Here is a 17,117-nt window from a genome sequence, read left to right on the forward strand (position 1 = left end):
CCGGACGTTCATGCGCGGAAGCTGACAAGAGCAACAAGCCGAGGTTCTTCGATGGATTGGTCGCATTCTCAGATTCAGCCGATGCGGCTCGAGGCGCGCTTCGGCGATCGGGTGGTGCCGGCATTTGCGGATCGGCCCGCGAGTCTTTGGGCGATGATCGCCGACGCCCGCGACCGCAATGCCGATGGCGAAGCGCTGATCTGCGGCAATGTCCGCCTGAGCTGGCGGCAGGCGGTGGAGCAGGCCGCGCGGATCGCGGCTGGCTTTCGCAAGCTCGGCCTGCAGCGCGGCGACCGCGTCGCTATTTTGCTCGGCAACCGCATCGAATTTCCGCTGCTGCTGTTCGCCGCCGCCCATGAGGGGCTGGTCACCGTGCTGCTCAGCACGCGCCAGCAAAAGCCGGAGATCGCCTATGTGCTCGCCGATTGCGGCGCCAGGATCCTGATCCACGAGGCCTCGCACGCCGAGCGGTTGCCCGATGCGCAGGATACGCCCGATCTGATCCATCGCATCGCCATCGACGACGATCCGGCCCGGTCCCGCTTCGCCTCGCTTTCTGACAACGCGCCGGCGCCTGCGCCGGTCGAGGTGAGCGAAGAGGACACCGCGATGATCCTCTACACCTCGGGCACGACCGGAAAGCCGAAGGGCGCGATGCTGGCCCATTGCAACATCGTCCACTCCTCCATGGTGTTCGTGTCCTGCCTGCAATTGACCGCAGCGGATCGCTCGATCGCCGCGGTGCCGCTCGGCCATGTCACCGGCGTCGTCGCCAACATCACGACCATGATCCGCTGCGGTGGCGCGCTGATCATCATGCCGGAGTTCAAGGCGGCCGATTACCTCAAGCTCGCCGCGCGCGAGCGCGTCACCTACACCGTGATGGTGCCGGCGATGTACAATCTCTGCCTGCTCCAGCCCGATTTCCACGGCTATGACCTGTCGAGCTGGCGCATCGGCGGCTTCGGCGGCGCGCCGATGCCGGTTGCGACCATCGAGAAGCTCAAGGCGAAGATTCCCGGCCTGAAGCTGATGAACTGCTACGGCGCGACCGAGACGACGTCGCCCTCGACGATCATGCCGGGCGAGCTGACCGAGAGCCATATCGACAGCGTCGGCCTGCCGTGCCCCGGCGCGCGCATCGTCGCGATGGGGGCGGACGGGCGCGAGCTGCCCCCTGGCGAGATCGGCGAGCTCTGGATCCAGAGCGCCTCCGTCATCAAGGGCTATTGGAACAACCCGAAGGCCACTGCTGAAAGCTTCACCAGCGGATTCTGGCACTCCGGCGATCTCGGCTCGGTCGACGCCGATGGCTTCGTCCGCGTGTTCGACCGGCAGAAGGACATGATCAACCGCGGCGGCCTGAAGATCTATTCGGCCGAGGTCGAATCCGTGCTGGCCGGCCACCCCGCCGTGGTCGAGAGCGCGATCATCGCCAAGGCCTGCCCGGTGCTGGGCGAGCGCGTCCACGCCGTCGTGGTGACCCGCAGCCCGGTCGCCGACACCGATCTGCGGGCCTGGTGCGCGGAGCGGCTGTCCGACTACAAGGTCCCCGAAACCATGGTAATCACGACCGAGGCGCTGCCGCGCAATGCCAATGGTAAGGTGCTGAAGCGGCAGCTGCGGGAGCTGCTCGGAAGCTGAGCCGGGCAGGCGGTTCTCCGGGCCTTTCCGGGGTGGTTAACGCCTTGATCGGGCTCGCTTTGCCTTGCCACCGCCATATCGTTAGGGTACCTCGCCGCCACGTGGGGAACGGGATTCCTGACGCGAACGCTTTGGCGCGCGCACCCGAATGGGCATGGGATTGGCATAAGTGTCTGATTTATTTGGCGAAGTCGACGAGGAAATGCGTCGCGAACAGCTCAAGAAGCTGTGGGACAAGTATTCGATCTACTTCATCGTCCTGATGGTGCTGATCGTCGCCGGCGTCGCCGGCTGGCGCGGCTATCAGTATCTGGAGTCCAAGAAAGCCGCCGAGGCCGGCGCGGCCTTCGAGAAGGCCGTCGAGCTGTCCGAGCAGGACAAGCACGCGGACGCGGAGAAGGCCTTCACCGAGCTCGCCGCCAAAGCCCCGTCGGGCTATCGCACCCTGGCGCGGCTCCGCGCTGCGGGCGAGGCCGCCAGCCGCGATCCCAAGGCCGCGACAAAAATGTATGATGACATCGCCGCCGATCGCAGCGTCGGCGGCGAGTGGCAGGATCTGGCCAAGCTCCGGGCCGCCGGTCTCGTGCTCGATAGCGCGAGCTATGCCGACATGCAGCAGCGGCTGGAGGCCTCCGCCGCGCCGAAATCGACCTTCCGCCACAGCGCCCGCGAAATGTTGGCGCTCTCGGCTTGGCGCAACAACGATATGACCGCGGCCCGCAAATGGCTCGACGCGATCTCCGAGGATAACGAAACACCGCCCGGCCTGCGCTCGCGCGCCGAGGCGCTTCAGGCTCTGCTGCCACCCGTCGCCAAAAGCTGACGACGGATCCCTGACGGAAACACACAAGATGCGCCGCACGCCCCGCTTGATCGCAGCCGCTGTCCTGATCGCCTTCACTGGCGTCCTGGGCGGCTGCTCCAGCTTCGATCCAAGCGACATGCTCGACTTCCTTGACACCAAGAAGAAGCTGCCGGGCGACCGCAAGCCGGTGTTTCCCGAGGGCGTGCCGGGCCTCGAGCAGGGCGTGCCGAAGGATCTGTACAAGGGCGCGCAGCAGCAGCCCGATCCGAACGCGCCGGCCGTTGCGGCGCTGCCTGCAGAGCCTCCGCCCGAACCGGCCAGGCCGGGGAAGGGGACCAAGGCAGCGAAGTCCAGGCAGCCCGCCACGGCGGCCGCACCGGCTGAAGCGCCCGCCGGCGAAGTCGATGGCGAGGCCCAGCCGGAGGCCGCACCGGCGACGGCCGCTCCCCCGCCCAAGCACAAGATCGTCCGCAGGCGCACCACCGCGCCGCCGCCGGATCAGCCCGTCCAGCAGGCGCAACCGGCCCAGGCACCGCAGCAGCAGTCGCAGAGCGCCTTCCCGGCGCCGCTGCCCAGCGGCAGCTTCTCGCGATAGAGCATGATCCGGACCCGGAGGGCCGCGCAGCGCAAAGTGTGAAGCGGTTTTCCGAAAAGATCATGCGCAAACAATTAGTCTCGCTGCATTGACAGGCGCAGCCCCGGCAGCGCACGAATGACCGATGTCCTTCACGATCGCCATCATCGGCCGGCCCAATGTCGGCAAATCGACGCTGTTCAACCGTCTGGTCGGGCAGAAGCTCGCGCTGGTCGATGACCTGCCGGGCGTCACCCGCGACCGCCGCGAGGGTGAGGCCAGGCTCGGCGATCTCGAGTTCACCATCATCGATACCGCCGGCCTCGACGAGGGGGCCAAGGGCTCGCTGACCGCGCGCATGCAGGAGCAGACCGAGACCGCGATTGCGCAGGCCGACGCGCTGTTCTTCGTCATCGATGCCCGCGTCGGCCTGACGCCCACCGATCGCGCCTTCGCCGATTTCGCCCGCAAGGCCAACAAGCCGGTGCTGCTGGTCGCCAACAAGAGCGAAGGCAAGCATGGCGACGCCGGCGCGATGGAAGCCTTTGCGCTCGGCCTCGGCGATCCCATCCAGATCTCGGCCGAGCATGGCGAGGGCATGGGCGAGCTTTATGACGCGCTGGCCAGGCTGATGCCCGAGCCGGTCGATGAGGATGAGGACGACGCGCCGATCTCGGAGGAAGAGGTCGCGACGCGTCCGATCCGGGTCGCCATCGTCGGCCGGCCTAATGCCGGCAAGTCGACGCTGATCAACCATCTGCTCGGCGAGGAGCGCCTGTTGACCAGCCCGGAGGCTGGCACCACGCGCGATTCCATCGCGGTCGAGATCAACTGGAAGGGCCGCGATTTCCGTGTGTTCGACACCGCGGGCCTGCGCCGGCGCTCGCGCATCGAGGAGAAGCTGGAGAAGCTCTCGGTTGCGGACGCGCTGCGCGCGGTGCGCTTTGCCGAAGTCGTGGTGCTGATGATGGACACGCAGAACCGCTTCGAGGAGCAGGATCTGCGCATCGCCGATTTGATCGAGCGCGAGGGCAGGGCGGTCGTGCTCGCCGTCAACAAATGGGACCTGATGGAGACCAAGGGCGGCGGCGCGATCTCGGGCCTGCGCCGCGACGCCGACCATTGGCTGCCGCAGCTCAAGGGCGTGCCGATCGTCGCCGTCTCGGGTCTGATGGGCGAGGGCATCGATCGCCTGATGCAGGCGATCCAGGACGCCTATGCGATCTGGAACAGGCGCGTGCCGACGGCTGCGCTCAATCGCTGGTTCGAGCAGGCGATCCAGGCCAATCCGCCGCCGGCCGTCTCCGGGCGCAGGCTGAAGCTGAACTACATCACCCAGACCAAGGCGCGCCCGCCGAGCTTCGTGCTGTTCTGCTCGCGTGCCGACGCGGTGCCGCAATCCTATTTGCGCTATCTCACCAACTCGATGCGCGAGACGTTCGAACTGCCGGGCACGCCGATACGCATCACGCTTCGCGAAAAGGCCAATCCCTTCGCGCACAAGCGCAAGCGGCCGTCGTGAGCGACGGCTCCGGCGAGGCGACAGCGCAAGGCGCGGCGCCGATCCGGCGCGGCGCGGTCGCCTTCATCTTCGTCACCATCCTGCTCGACATGCTCGCGCTCGGCGTGATCATGCCGATCCTGCCCAAGCTGATCGAAAGCTTCGTCGACAACGACACTGCGCATGCGGCGCGCATCTTCGGCCTGTTCGGCACCGCCTGGGCGCTGATGCAATTCGTGTTCTCGCCGCTGCTCGGCGCGCTCTCCGATCGCTTCGGCCGCCGGCCGGTGGTGCTGCTGTCGAATTTCGGGCTCGCAGCCGACTACGTGCTGATGGCGCTGGCGCCGTCGCTGCTCTGGCTGTTCATCGGCCGGGTGATCTCCGGCATCACCTCGGCGAGCATCTCGACAGCGTTCGCCTATATCGCCGACGTCACCCCGCCGGAACGGCGTGCCGCGGTCTTCGGCAGGATCGGTGCGGCCTTCGGCGCCGGATTCATCCTGGGGCCGGCGCTCGGCGGCCTGCTCGGCGATGTCGATCCGCGCCTGCCGTTCTGGGCCTCGGCAGTCTTAAGCTTCGCCAATGCGCTCTATGGGCTCTTCGTGCTGCCGGAATCGCTGGCGCCCGACAAACGTGCACCGTTCCGTTGGCGCAGCGCCAGTCCGGTCGGGGCACTGAATTTGTTGCGGTCCAATGCCGTGCTGGCCGCCTTGTCGGTCGTCAACTTCATCGCGCAGGTCGCGCATGTCGTCCTGCCCTCGACCTTCGTGCTCTATGCGACCTATCGCTACGGCTGGGACTCCAAGACCGTAGGACTGACGCTCGCCATGGTCGGTATCTGCGCCATGGTGGTGCAGGGGCTTGCGATCGGCCCGATCGTGCGCGCGCTCGGCGAGCGGAACGCGCTGCTGCTCGGTCTGTGCGCTGGCGCGCTCGGCTTCGTCGTCCTGGGCGCTGCGCCGACGGGACCGCTGTCCTGGCTCGGCATTCCCATTCTAGCGCTATGGGGCATCTCCGGCGCCGCCTCGCAAGCGCTGATGACGCGGCTGGTCGCGCCCGATCAGCAGGGCCAGTTGCAGGGCGCGACCGCGAGCGTGCAGAGCGTATCGCAGCTCATCGGCCCGTTCCTGTTCACGCTGACATTCTCCTATTTCATCGGCGCCAGCGCGCCGCTGCATCTACCCGGCGCGCCCTTCCTGCTCGCTGCGGTGCTTATGGTGGTGTGCGTCGCGATCGCGGTGCGGACGTTGGGCGGGGCGAAGGAAAGCTGATTGTCCGTCATGACCGGGCTTGTCCCGGCCATCCACGTTCTGTCTCTCTGGCCTCAAACGTGGATGCCCGGGCCTTCGCCTCGCCGAAGCGGCTTCGGCCGCGCAGGCGGGACAAGCCCGGGCATGACGCCGTCAAGACCTTTGCGATGACCGCTACGCGGTCACTTCTTCACCAGCGGACAATCGCTGTCCTTGAGCGGCTTGGCCGCGTCTTCCGGGGCGATCGTGGCGATCTGCTTGTAATAGTCCCACGGACCCTTCGACTCCTCGGGTTTCTTCACCTCGAACAGATAGGCCGGGATGAGGCGGCGTCCGTCCTGGCGCAGAGGTCCGTTGCCGAACAGCGGATCGTCGGTCGGCAGCTCCTTCATCTTGGCGACGACCTTGGCGCCATCACGCGGATTGCCGCCGAGCGCTTCCATCGCTTTCAGATAATGCAGCACCATGGCGTAATTGCCGGCCTGGGTCATCGAGGGCATCGCGTTCTTGCTGGCCTGTGCCGCGAAGCGCTTGGACCATTCGCGGGTCTTGTCATTCAGGTCCCAGTAGAACGACTCGGTGAAGGTCAGGCCCTGCGCAGTCTTGAGGCCCAGCGAGTGCACGTCGTTGATGAACAGCAGCAGCGCCGCGAGCTTCTGGCCGCCCTGGACGATGCCGAACTCGGCGGCCTGCTTGATGGCGTTGGTGGTGTCGCCGCCGGCATTGGCGAGGCCGATGATCTTGGCTTTCGACGATTGCGCCTGAAGCAGGAAGGACGAGAAGTCCGCGGTGTTGAGCGGGTGCTTGACACCACCGAGCAGCTTGCCGCCATTGGCAGTGACGACCGCGCCGGTGTCGCGCTCCAGCGCATGACCGAAGGCGTAGTCGGCAGTCAGGAAGAACCAGCTGTCGCCGCCGGCCTTGGTCAGCGCCTTGCCGGTGCCATTGGCGAGCATGTAGGTGTCGTAGGTGTAGGAGACCGTGTTCGGCGTGCAGGCCTTGCCGGTGAGGTCCGCGGTGGCCGCGCCCGAATTGAGCAGCACCGCATTCTTCTCCTTGACGAGGTTGCTCACCGCGAGCGCCACGCCGGAACTTGGCGTGTCCGCGATCGCGTCGACCTTTTCGTTGTCGATCCACTGCCGGGCGATGTTGACGCCGACGTCAGGCTTGTTCTGGTGGTCGCCGCTCAGGACTTCGATCTTCCAGCCCTTCTTGAGCAGGCCGGAATCCTCGACCGCCATCTTGATCGCGACCACAGAGTTCGGTCCGCCGATGTCGGCATAGAGGCTGGACATGTCGTTGAGCACGCCGATCTTGACGGTCTTGTCCTGGGCCTGGGCGGATGTGGCAAAACCGAAAGCGGCGCAGGCCAGAAAGGCGGCGGTGTGGCGTGCGAACGTCGTCATCATGAAAGACTTCCTCCATTGTCAAATATGCGGACGGCTCTCTTGGGTGGAGCCTTTGTTCCGGCTGATGGCTCTAGCCTGTCCCACGGGCGGCGGCAATCCGCCTAAAGCCGGATGACGCTGCGTCGAAGCGTCATCCGTCGGTTAACTTTTGGTCAAAATGCGTTAAGGCGCTATTTGAGCGCGTCCGATGTCAGCTTGAACTTCTGGATGCGCTTTCCGGTGTCGACCTCGGCGGTATAGACGTTACCCTTGGCATCGATCGCCATGGCATGCACCCAGTGGAATTGCCCGGCATTGCGGCCATTATGGCCGAAGCTGCCGACGACGCTGCCGTCCTCGCGCTTGATCACCCGGATCTCGTTGTTCTCGCCGTCGGCGCTGAGCAGATAGGTCTGCATCGCATCCGGCCAGATCGCGATATCCCACACGGCGCCGTTGCCGAGCGTGTTCTTCTCGTAGAAGAATTCTTTCACGAAGGTGCCGTCCTTCCTGAACACCTGGATGCGGTTGTTAATTCGATCGCAGACGTAGACCAGCCCGTCATTGGCGAGCTTCACGCAGTGGACGGGATTGCCGAATTGCTGGGCAACCGGGGCCTTGGGATCATAGGGCGCCTGCTTGTCATCGTTCGGCTTGTTGCCGTAGGCGCCCCAATGCCGCTTGTAGGCCAGCGTCGTCGCATCGAACACGATGACGCGGCGGTTGCCATAGCCGTCGGCGATGTAGATCTCGTTCGCTTCCTTGTCGATCGCGGTCTCGGCGGGTTTGCCGAGCTGCGTCGTGTCGTTGCTGCCGAGGCTCGGCGCGAACTTGCCGATCTGGGCGACGAACTTGCCGTCGAGCGTGAACTTGAGGATCGCGTTGTCGTTGTCGGCATTGCCGCCGACCCAGACGAAGCCGCGCTCGTCGACCTCGATGCCGTGCTCGCGGCCGACCCATTCATAGCCCTGGCCTGGGCCGCCCCATGAGCGCAGCAGGTTCCCGTCGCTGTCGAATTCGAGCACGGGCGGCGCCGACACGCAGCACTTGGAGCGCGGCGGGTTGAGACTTGCGCCTTTCTCGTCGTCGGTGAGCGAGCGCGGGCGATGGATCACCCAGATGTGGCCCTGCGAGTCGACAGTAATGCCGCCGACCTGGCCGAGGATCCAATTGTTCGGCAGCTGCTTCGGCCAGGAGGGATCGACCGCGAAGGTCGGGATGTCGCCTGCGCTCGCCATGCCCGGAAGCGTGAAGGCGACGGCTGCGATCAGAAGCGAAATTGCGTGAGAAACGTTCGCGAGCGCCCGCGCAAGGCTTGCGCGATCATGCCGTGGTGCCATGGCGACCTCCCTTATTGTTGGCCTTGCGGCTTACTGCCGCTTAGGCGCGCGCAGTCAATCGCGGGGAGGTCATGGAGTCAATCAGGCCGGCGAGCGGAAGCTCATCAGGCTGCGCGTCTTGTAGTCGTAGAACTTGCCGGTCTCGGTCCAGTCGGGCGCGCACATCGGCAGGATGAATTCGGCAACCTGCTCGGGCGTATCGAGCGTCTCGGGGTCTTCGCCCGGCATCAGGGTCGCGCGCATGCGGGTGCGGACCGGGCCGGGATTGAACAGATTGACGCGCAGCTTCGTGTTCGCGGTCTCCTGCGCCCAGGCGCGCGCAAGGGTTTCCAGCGCGGCCTTCGACGCTGCGTAGGGGCTGACATAGGCGGTGGCCTTGTTGGCGGCGCCCGAGGTGATGAAGACGGCGCGGCCCGCATCGGACTGCTTCAGCAGCGGCTCCATGCAGCGGATCAGCTGGAAGTTCGCGGAGACGTTCACCGCCATCACGTCGTTGAAGGCCTTCAGCTCGATATGGCCGACCGGCGAGGAGGGGCCGAGCACGCCGGCATTGCCGACGAGGATGTCGAGCTTGCCGTAGCGCTCATGCAGGCCGGCACCCAGCCGCGCGATGCCGTCGGAATCGGTGAGGTTGAGCGGCACCAGGGTGGCGCTGCCGCCGTCCTTGCGGATCTCGTCGTCGAGCTCTTCCAGCCCGCCCTGCGTCCGCGCCACCGCAACGATATGCGCGCCGGCCTTTGCCAGAGCGATGGCCGTGGCATAGCCGATGCCGCGCGAGGCGCCGGTGACGAGAGCGATGCGGTCGGTGAGGGGTTTTGTCATCGTCGAATACTTCCGTCATGCCCGGGCGTAGCCGTCTGAAGGAGGGCGTCGCTTCCGCTCGCCTACGTCCCGGGCATCCACGTTCTTTGCGGCGGGTATTACAGACGTGGATGGCCGGGACAAGCCCGGCCATGACGAAAAAAGGGCCTCTAATGCGCGCCCCAAGGCGACAGGCGTCAGCTCGCCTCCGCCAGCAGCGACAATTGCCGCGGCTGCTGCTCGGTCTGGGTCTGGTCGGTGAGATGCGTCGGATACGCCCCGGTGAAGCAGTGATCCGAAAATTTCGGATTGGCGGGGTCGCGGCCGGGCTCGCCCATGGCGCGGTACATGCCGTCGATCGACAGGAAGGCGAGCGAGTCGGCGCCGATGATCTCGCGCATCTCCTCCAGCGAATGCGTCGCCGCCAGAAGGCCGCCGCGGTCGGGCAGGTCGATGCCGTAATAGTCAGGGTAGAGGATCGGGGGCGAGGCGAGGCGGAAGTGCACCTCCGTCGCGCCGGCATCGCGCATCATGCGCACGATCTTCTTCGAAGTGGTGCCGCGCACCAGCGAATCGTCGATCAAGATGATGCGCTTGCCTTCGATCGCGGCGCGATTGGCCGAATGCTTCATGCGTACGCCGGATTCGCGGATCGCCTGCGTCGGCTGGATGAAGGTGCGGCCGACATAGTGATTGCGGATGATCCCGAGCTCGAACGGCACGCCGGAGAACTGGCTGTAGCCGACCGCGGCGGGCACGCCGGAATCCGGCACCGGCACCACGACGTCGACCGGCACGTGGCTCTCGCGGGCGAGCTGCGCGCCGAAGTTCTTGCGCACCTCGTAGACCGAGCGGCCGTGCACGATGGAATCCGGGCGGGAGAAGTAGATGTATTCGAAGATGCAGGGACGCGGCGCCATCGGCGGGAACGGCTTGTGGATGTCCTGGCCGTTCTCGTCGAACACGATGACCTCGCCGGGCTCGATGTCGCGCACGAAGCGCGCGCCGATGATGTCGAGCGCGCAGGTCTCCGAGGTCAGGATCGGGCAGCCGTCGAGCTCGCCGAGCACGAGCGGACGGATGCCGCGCGGATCGCGTGCGCCGACCAGCTTCTTGTTGGTCAGCGAGACAAGCGCATATGCGCCTTCGATCTCGCGCAGCGCGTCGATATAGCGCTCGATGAAGCGGCTGCGCTTGGAGCGCGCGACCAGATGCAGGATCACCTCGGTGTCGGTGGTCGACTGCATCATCGCGCCGTGCCTGACCAGCTCGCGGCGCAGCGTCAGGCCGTTGGTGAGGTTGCCGTTATGCGCGACGGCAAGGCCCCCGGCATTGAGCTCGGCGAACAGCGGCTGCACATTGCGCAGGATGGTGGCGCCGGTGGTGGAATAGCGGACATGGCCGACCGCGACATTACCGGGCAGGCGGTCGATCACCTCGCGGCGGGAGAAGGTGTCGCCGACGAGGCCGAGGCGGCGTTCCGAGTGGAAGCGGCTGCCGTCGTAGGAGACGATGCCGGCGGCTTCCTGACCGCGGTGCTGGAGAGCGTGGAGACCGAGCGCGGTGATCGCGGCGGCATCGGGATGACCGTAGATGCCGAACACGCCGCATTCCTCGCGCAGCGTATCCCCCTCCAGATCGTCCTGTAGCTCGAGCGCGGCCGGGCCCGAACCGGCCCTTGGATCGAGATCAAGCTGGGCGTCCTGGTCAGGGTGTCGCATCTCGTCCGCGCCTTTCTTTAGGGGCCAATCAACGCGCCGCAGGTTTCTCGATCAGCTTCTTCATGCCGTCACGAGCCGATTTACTGTACCCGTCGCCACTGCCCGAAGGCTGCTGCTCGGATTCAGCTTGTTCATCATCTGGTTTGTTTTTCTTGAATCTCTTCAAGATGGTGTTCTCGGGGTCGTCGGGCAAGAGGGCCATCAGCCAATCCCCGGTTCCCTGGAGCACCACGCGGGACTTGGCCCCGGTGACCCAGTCGGGCCGCTGCTTGTCCGGAACCAGCCAGGTGAAGAACAGGAAGGCGACCACGACGATCAAAAGCCCGCGAGCAAGGCCGAACAGGAAGCCGAGGGTGCGGTCCAGCGCGCCGATGCGCGAATCCAGGATCATGTCGGAGATGCGGACCGTGATCACGGAAACCACGACCAGTGTGCCCACGAACACGCCGGCGACCACGACCACGCTCGCGACCGTGTCGTTGTTGAAATAGGTCTTGGCGGTCGGCAGCAGCTTCGAGAACGAGTACAGCGTCACGATCGCGGCGGCGCCCCAGGCGGCGATCGACAGGATTTCCCGCATGAAGCCGCGGACCATGGCGAGCAGGCCCGAGATCAGCATCACACCGAGCAGGATCAGGTCGAGGATGGTTACTGGCATCGGCTGGTCTGGTCCGCTCGTACTCTCAAAGGTGCTCTAGCGAATCGGTGCTTGGCCGCTGCCTTAAAAGAGGGGCAGACGGCGTTCCCGGCAAGGCCGCAACCACGCAATCCCATGCTGCTTTGTGACGGCTGTATAGCGGCGGAGGCCTCCGGCGTCACCTCCGGCTAACCATCTCCGCGGCGGAATCTTGCCGGTGTGGCATTTTTTTCGGCCGGCCCGTTCGATTCGCCCCGACGGGAGCCGCGGGCGGCGATTTCGGCGACTAGCGTCGTCAGGCTGTTGACCGCGTTCAGCGACAATCCGGCATCGCCGCCGGTCTCGCCGCGGGCCGATTCGGGCAGCACGGCGCGCTGGAAGCCGAGTTTGGCCGCTTCCTTCAGCCGTGCCGGGGTCTGCGCCACCGGGCGGACCACGCCGGAGAGCGAGATCTCGCCGAAATAGACCGCATCCGTCGGTAACTGCGCATTAACCAGCGACGACACCAGCGCCGCGGCAGCGGCAAGGTCCGCCGCAGGCTCGTGGATGCGCAGGCCGCCCGCGACGTTCAGATAGACGTCGTGGCCGGACAGCTTGACCCCGCAATGGGCTTCCAGCACCGCCAGCACCATCGAGAGCCGGCTCGGATCCCAACCGACCACGGCCCGGCGCGGGGTGCCGAGCGAGGTCGGCGCCACCAGCGCCTGCAATTCGACCAGGACGGGCCGCGTGCCTTCGATGCCCGCAAAGACGGCGGTGCCGGGCGTGCCGAGATCGCGCTCGGACAGGAACAGCTCGGAGGGGTTGGTGACCTCGCGCAGGCCCAGACCCGTCATCTCGAACACGCCGATCTCGTCGGTTGGGCCGAACCGGTTCTTCACGGCGCGCAGGATGCGGAATTGCTGCGAGCCTTCGCCCTCGAACGACAGCACGGCGTCAACCATATGCTCGACCACGCGAGGGCCGGCAATCTGGCCGTCCTTGGTGACATGGCCGACCAGGATGATGGCCGCGCCCGTCTTCTTGGCAAAGCGGATCAGCGCCTGCGCCGAAGCACGCACTTGCGTCACCGTGCCGGGCGCCGATTCCACGGTGTCGGTCCACATGGTCTGGATCGAATCGATCACGATCAGCCGGGGCACCGCGCCCTCCGACAGCGTCGAGACGATGTCCTCGACCGAGGTCTCGGCAGCGAGCTGCACCGGCGCATCCGACAGCCCGAGCCGCTCGGCGCGCAGGCGCACCTGCGCGACCGCCTCTTCGCCTGAGATGTAGACGATGCGGTGGCCGGCGCGCGCCAGCATGCTGGTGGCTTGCGTCAGCAGCGTCGATTTGCCGATGCCGGGATCGCCGCCGACCAGCAGCACCGAGCCGCGCACGAAACCGCCGCCGGTGACGCGGTCGAGCTCGCTCAACCCCGAGGACAGGCGCGGCGCATCCGGGCTCTTTCCGGCGAGGCTCTCCAGCGCGAATGTGCGGCCCTTGCGCTTGGAGCGGATCGATACCGGCACGCTGCCGCTGGTGTCTTCCTCGGCGAGCGTGTTCCACTCGCCGCAGGACTCGCACTTGCCCTGCCAGCGGTTATAGGCCGCGCCGCAGTTCTGGCAGACAAAGGAAAGCGTGTTCTTGGCCATGGGACGTCAATCGTGCTCAGGTGGCGTGCGTCGCGTTCCATAGCATGGAGAGACCGGCGGCGACCATGATCGCGTCCATCACCAGGCGAAAGGTTTCCGGCTTGAGATGCATCACGAAGCGCTTTGCGATGAAGGCGCCCGACATCAACGAGGAACCGGCAATCAGGCCTTTGACGAAGACATCCATGGTCAGCGCGCCAAAACGCTCGAAGGTCACGGACTTCGCGAAATAGAGGCCGAGCGAGGAGGCCGCCTCGGTGGCGAGGAAGGCACCCCTGGACAGGCCGTAGAACAGGAACAGCGGCACGCTGAGAGGGCCTGTCGAGACCACGATGCCGGTGAGATAGCCGATGATGGCGCCGCCGATGGCGAGGTGCCAGAGATTGGCCTTGAGATCATGCCGCGCCAGCCAGTGCCGCACCGGCACCATCGCGATCAGGAACACGCCGATGGTGAGATCGACCGCGTGCGCGGGCAGTGCCAGCAGCGTTCGTGCGCCGAGCGCTGCGGCCGGAATGCCCGTCACCGAATAGGCCACGCAGGCCCGCCAGTCGACCTCGCGCCACCACGCCAGGATCCGCGAAAAATTGGCCATGACGGAGGCCACCGCCATGATCGGCACCGCTTCCTTCGGCCCATAGGCATAGACCAGCACCGGCATCAGCATGATCGACGAGCCGGTGCCGACGATGCCGGAAATGGTGCCGGCGATGAGGCCGACAATAAGGACGAAGAGAAAGGCCAAAACAGCCTCCACGAATCGGGAGAGTTTAGCCGCGGGCAGGGATATCGGCGATCCGTGCTAGGCGAGGGAGCCCATCGCGCTGCGCATGGGCATGCCGGTCTGGGCGCCGGCCTTGAGGCATTTCAAGGCGGCGGCTTCGCAACTGACTTCGAGCGCGCGTTGCAGCGATACGCCTTCGCTGATCATCGCCGCGAACGCGCCGACGAAGGTGTCGCCGGCGCCGGTCGTGTCCACCGGCGTGATGCGCGGGGCGGCCGCACGCAGGCGGGTGCCCTCTGCCGTCACGGCCAGCGCGCCTTGCGCACCGGCGGTCACGATGCACGTGAGATCGCCGGCCCTGGCGAGGTCCGCGGCGGCGGCCTCGTAACTGGGCGGAGCGAGGCCGATGGCGTCGGCGGCGTCCAGCGCCTCGTGCTCGTTGACGAGGAGATGGTCGGTCACGGCGAGAAGCTCCGTCACCATCTCACGGGTCATCCTCTCCGGGACGGGCGCGAGATTCCAGACGACGGTGCCAGCGGCCAATGTCGTCCTGCGCGCGACTTCCAGCGCCTGCGCGAAGGGCACTTCCATCTGAAGCACGAGCACAGTGTCGGAATCGAACAGCTCGGCAGGAAGATCTCCGGCGCTCGCAGTGATATTGGCGCCGCTCGCCACCGTGATCGCGTTCTCGCCGGCCTGATCCACCGTGATGAAGGCGCAGCCGGTCGGCTCGTCGGCCCTAGCGACGAGATCGGCGTCGACGCCGTTGGCCCTGAGGTTCTCGATCGCGCTGTCGCCAAATCCGTCCCGGCCGACACGGCCGGCCATGCGCACGCGTCCAGGTCCGGCGATCCGTGCGGCGGCAACGGCCTGGTTGGCGCCCTTGCCGCCGAAATGGGTCCGGTAGGACGGCGCCAGCACCGTCCGGCCGGGACCCGGAATCACCGGGACCTGCGCGACCAGATCGATGTTGAGCGACCCGAACACCAGGATCATGGCGGAGAGCCCGTCAGCCTTGCTCGTCCATGACGCGTAGCTTCTCGACGCGGCGGCGGAAATCCTCGTCGGTGGAGAATTCGGCGGACAGGTACGACGACACGAGATCGACGGCGAGCCAGGCGCCGACGATCTGCGCGCCGATGCACATGACGTTGACGTCGTCATGCTCGACGCTCTGATGCGCGGAATGGACGTCGTGGCAGACCGCGGCGCGGATGCCCTTCATCTTGTTGGCAGCGATGGAGGCGCCGACGCCGGTGCCGCACACCATAATGCCGCGCGCGGCTTCGCCCGACGTCACCTTCGCCGCAACGGCGCGGGCGATGTCGGGAAAATCCACCGGCTTGTCGTCATAGGAGCCGACGTCGATGATTTCGTGGCCGAGCTTGCGGATGTAGTCGATGACGGTCTGCTTCAGTGGCCAGCCGGCGTGGTCGGATCCGATGACGAGACGCATGTGATGTCCTTCTTGATCTTGAAATAGCCGTGACAGTCGCGTGCGACTGCCACGGCGTTCTTCCGTTCAGCTGCGCATATCCGGCGGCAGGTCGACGCCGTGGAATTTCTTGTAGATGGCGTTGAGCTTGCCGTTCTTGACGTTCTCGGTGATCCAGGCGTTGAGCTTGTCCATCAGCGGCTGCTCGCCCTTCTTCAGGCCGATGGCGAGGTCGAAGGTCGCCAGCGGGATCCGGGATTCGAACACGCGCGAGGGGTTCTTCACGCCGATCTGATTGATGATCGTCGCGGACGAGCCGACGCAGTCGACCTGGCCCGACACCGCCGCCGTCACCATAGTGGCGTCGTCGTCATAGCGCGCGATCTTGAGGTCCTTGTCCTTCATGTTGGACAGAGTGGTGTCCTGCGTCGTGCCGCGCGAGACGCCGATCGACTTGTCCTTCAGGTCCGGCCAGTCCTTCACGGTCGACGATTTCAGGCAGCCGACGTCGGATTGCAGCGTCGCATAGCGCTTGGTGAAATCGATCACCTTGGCGCGCTCGGCCGTCACCGACAGGGTCGAGATGATGATGTCGGCCTTGCCGGTGAGCACGTTGGGGATGCGGGTCGCGCCGGTGGTCTGGATGAATTCCAGCTCGAGCCCCCAGTCCTTGGCGAGCAGTTGCGCCACTTCGACGTCGGAGCCGGTGGCCTTCATGGTGCTGTCCATCATGCCCGAGGGCGGGATGGCGAGGTCGGTGGAGATGCGGATCTTCTTCGCCTTCATGATGTCGTCGAGCAGATCGGCCGACGCGGGCGTCGCCGCCATCATGATGAGGCCGCACAACGCGGCTGCCGTCCTTAGCACTATCTTGTTGGTCATCCCTTGGTTCTCCTCTCCCTGTTATGATTTTAGGTTTCCCGTCCCCACGAATTGCGTGAGTTCGGGCGTGGTCGGCGACGTCAGGATCGAGGCAGGTCCGGTCTCGTGGACCTTGCCGCGATGCATGAACACGATCCGGTCGGCGATGCCCTTGGCGAAACCCATCTCGTGGGTGACCATCACCATGGTCATGCCGTCGGCCGCGAGTTGCTCGATCACCTTGAGCACTTCGCCGGTGAGCTCGGGATCGAGTGCGGAGGTGACCTCGTCGAACAGCATCACCTTCGGCTGCATGGCGAGCGAGCGGGCGATCGCGGCACGCTGTTGCTGGCCGCCTGAGAGCTGCTCGGGATAGGCGTGCAGCTTCTCCTCGAGCCCGACCTGCGCCAGCACTTTTCGCGCGAGGTCCTTGGCCTCGCCCGTCGCCATGCCCTTCACCGCGCAGGGCGCAAGCGTGATGTTCTGCTCGATGGTGAGGTGCGGAAACAGATTGTAGCTCTGGAACACGATCCCGACGTCCTGGCGCAGCGCGCGCAAGTTCACATCGGGGCGGTCGACGCGATGCCCGCAGACCACGATCTCGCCGCCGTCGACCTTCTCGAAGCGGTCGATGCAGCGCAGCGCCGTGCTCTTGCCGGAGCCGGAGCGGCCGATCAGGGCGAGCACCTCGCCGCGCGCGACGGCAAAGGAGACGCCGTCGAGCACGCGGAGCGCGCCAAAGCTCTTTTGCACGTTGTGGAGCGACACGATCGATTCGGAGGAGGGGGCGTTTTGCTGCATG

Annotated in this window: 16 protein-coding genes; 5 read left to right on the forward strand and 11 right to left on the reverse strand. The window is 65.9% G+C overall.

Translation table 11 applies throughout. The features are described 5' to 3' along the window. Nucleotides 1-51 precede the first annotated feature (51 nt). The 5 genes from BCCGELA001_RS16815 (at nt 52) to BCCGELA001_RS16835 (ending at nt 5,795) form a co-directional block, all read left to right on the forward strand. Complete coding sequence (locus BCCGELA001_RS16815) at nt 52-1,644, forward strand: class I adenylate-forming enzyme family protein (protein WP_008551957.1); 1,593 nt, start codon at nt 52-54, stop codon at nt 1,642-1,644. Nucleotides 1,645-1,813: 169 nt separating this feature from the next. Continuing rightward, nucleotides 1,814-2,467: a tetratricopeptide repeat protein gene (locus BCCGELA001_RS16820; protein ID WP_008551955.1), complete on the forward strand. Its 654-nt coding sequence runs from the start codon at nt 1,814-1,816 to the stop codon at nt 2,465-2,467. A 28-nt stretch (nt 2,468-2,495) separates the two neighbouring features. Further along, a complete protein-coding gene (locus BCCGELA001_RS16825) occupies nt 2,496-3,044 on the forward strand; it encodes a hypothetical protein (protein ID WP_008551953.1) in 549 nt (182 codons plus the stop codon). Nucleotides 3,045-3,168: 124 nt separating this feature from the next. Next, a complete protein-coding gene (der, locus tag BCCGELA001_RS16830) occupies nt 3,169-4,545 on the forward strand; it encodes a ribosome biogenesis GTPase Der (RefSeq protein WP_008551952.1) in 1,377 nt (458 codons plus the stop codon). After that, entirely contained in the window at nt 4,542-5,795 is a 1,254-nt protein-coding gene (locus tag BCCGELA001_RS16835; RefSeq protein WP_060735834.1) for a TCR/Tet family MFS transporter, read from the forward strand. The genes der and BCCGELA001_RS16835 overlap by 4 nt, the downstream gene beginning before the upstream one ends. 161 nt (nt 5,796-5,956) lie before the next feature. On the opposite strand, the gene BCCGELA001_RS16840 is transcribed toward BCCGELA001_RS16835, so the two are convergent. From BCCGELA001_RS16840 to BCCGELA001_RS16890, 11 genes are all read right to left on the reverse strand, one after another. Then, a complete protein-coding gene (locus BCCGELA001_RS16840; RefSeq protein ID WP_060735835.1) occupies nt 5,957-7,183 on the reverse strand; it encodes an ABC transporter substrate-binding protein in 1,227 nt (408 codons plus the stop codon). 170 nt (nt 7,184-7,353) lie between these two features. Then, on the reverse strand, nt 7,354-8,502 hold the full coding sequence (locus BCCGELA001_RS16845; RefSeq protein WP_060735836.1) for a hypothetical protein: 1,149 nt from the start codon (nt 8,500-8,502) through the stop codon (nt 7,354-7,356). A gap of 81 nt (nt 8,503-8,583) precedes the next feature. After that, a complete protein-coding gene (locus tag BCCGELA001_RS16850; RefSeq protein WP_060735837.1) occupies nt 8,584-9,324 on the reverse strand; it encodes an SDR family NAD(P)-dependent oxidoreductase in 741 nt (246 codons plus the stop codon). Between the two features lie 176 nt (nt 9,325-9,500). Continuing rightward, complete coding sequence (gene purF / locus BCCGELA001_RS16855) at nt 9,501-11,024, reverse strand: amidophosphoribosyltransferase (protein ID WP_060735838.1); 1,524 nt, start codon at nt 11,022-11,024, stop codon at nt 9,501-9,503. Nucleotides 11,025-11,052: 28 nt separating this feature from the next. Further along, nucleotides 11,053-11,682 carry a CvpA family protein gene (locus BCCGELA001_RS16860; protein WP_008551921.1) on the reverse strand — a complete coding sequence of 210 codons (630 nt, stop codon included), beginning with the start codon at nt 11,680-11,682 and terminating at the stop codon, nt 11,053-11,055. A 167-nt stretch (nt 11,683-11,849) separates the two neighbouring features. After that, nucleotides 11,850-13,295 (reverse strand): DNA repair protein RadA, encoded by a 1,446-nt coding sequence (gene radA, locus BCCGELA001_RS16865; protein ID WP_060735839.1) that lies wholly within the window; start codon nt 13,293-13,295, stop codon nt 11,850-11,852. Nucleotides 13,296-13,311: 16 nt separating this feature from the next. After that, complete coding sequence (locus BCCGELA001_RS16870) at nt 13,312-14,040, reverse strand: sulfite exporter TauE/SafE family protein (protein ID WP_060735840.1); 729 nt, start codon at nt 14,038-14,040, stop codon at nt 13,312-13,314. Between the two features lie 57 nt (nt 14,041-14,097). Further along, a complete protein-coding gene (locus BCCGELA001_RS16875) occupies nt 14,098-15,015 on the reverse strand; it encodes a ribokinase (RefSeq protein WP_060735841.1) in 918 nt (305 codons plus the stop codon). 13 nt (nt 15,016-15,028) lie between these two features. Beyond that, nucleotides 15,029-15,475, reverse strand: a complete 447-nt coding sequence (rpiB, locus tag BCCGELA001_RS16880; protein WP_008551908.1) for a ribose 5-phosphate isomerase B — start codon at nt 15,473-15,475, stop codon at nt 15,029-15,031. 66 nt (nt 15,476-15,541) lie between these two features. Beyond that, nucleotides 15,542-16,336, reverse strand: a complete 795-nt coding sequence (locus tag BCCGELA001_RS16885) for a transporter substrate-binding domain-containing protein (protein ID WP_060735842.1) — start codon at nt 16,334-16,336, stop codon at nt 15,542-15,544. A 21-nt stretch (nt 16,337-16,357) separates the two neighbouring features. Then, nucleotides 16,358-17,116, reverse strand: a complete 759-nt coding sequence (locus tag BCCGELA001_RS16890) for an amino acid ABC transporter ATP-binding protein (protein WP_008551904.1) — start codon at nt 17,114-17,116, stop codon at nt 16,358-16,360. Nucleotide 17,117: the final 1 nt, after the last annotated feature.

It is taken from the genome of Bradyrhizobium sp. CCGE-LA001, assembly GCF_000296215.2.
Taxonomy (GTDB): Bacteria; Pseudomonadota; Alphaproteobacteria; order Rhizobiales; family Xanthobacteraceae; genus Bradyrhizobium.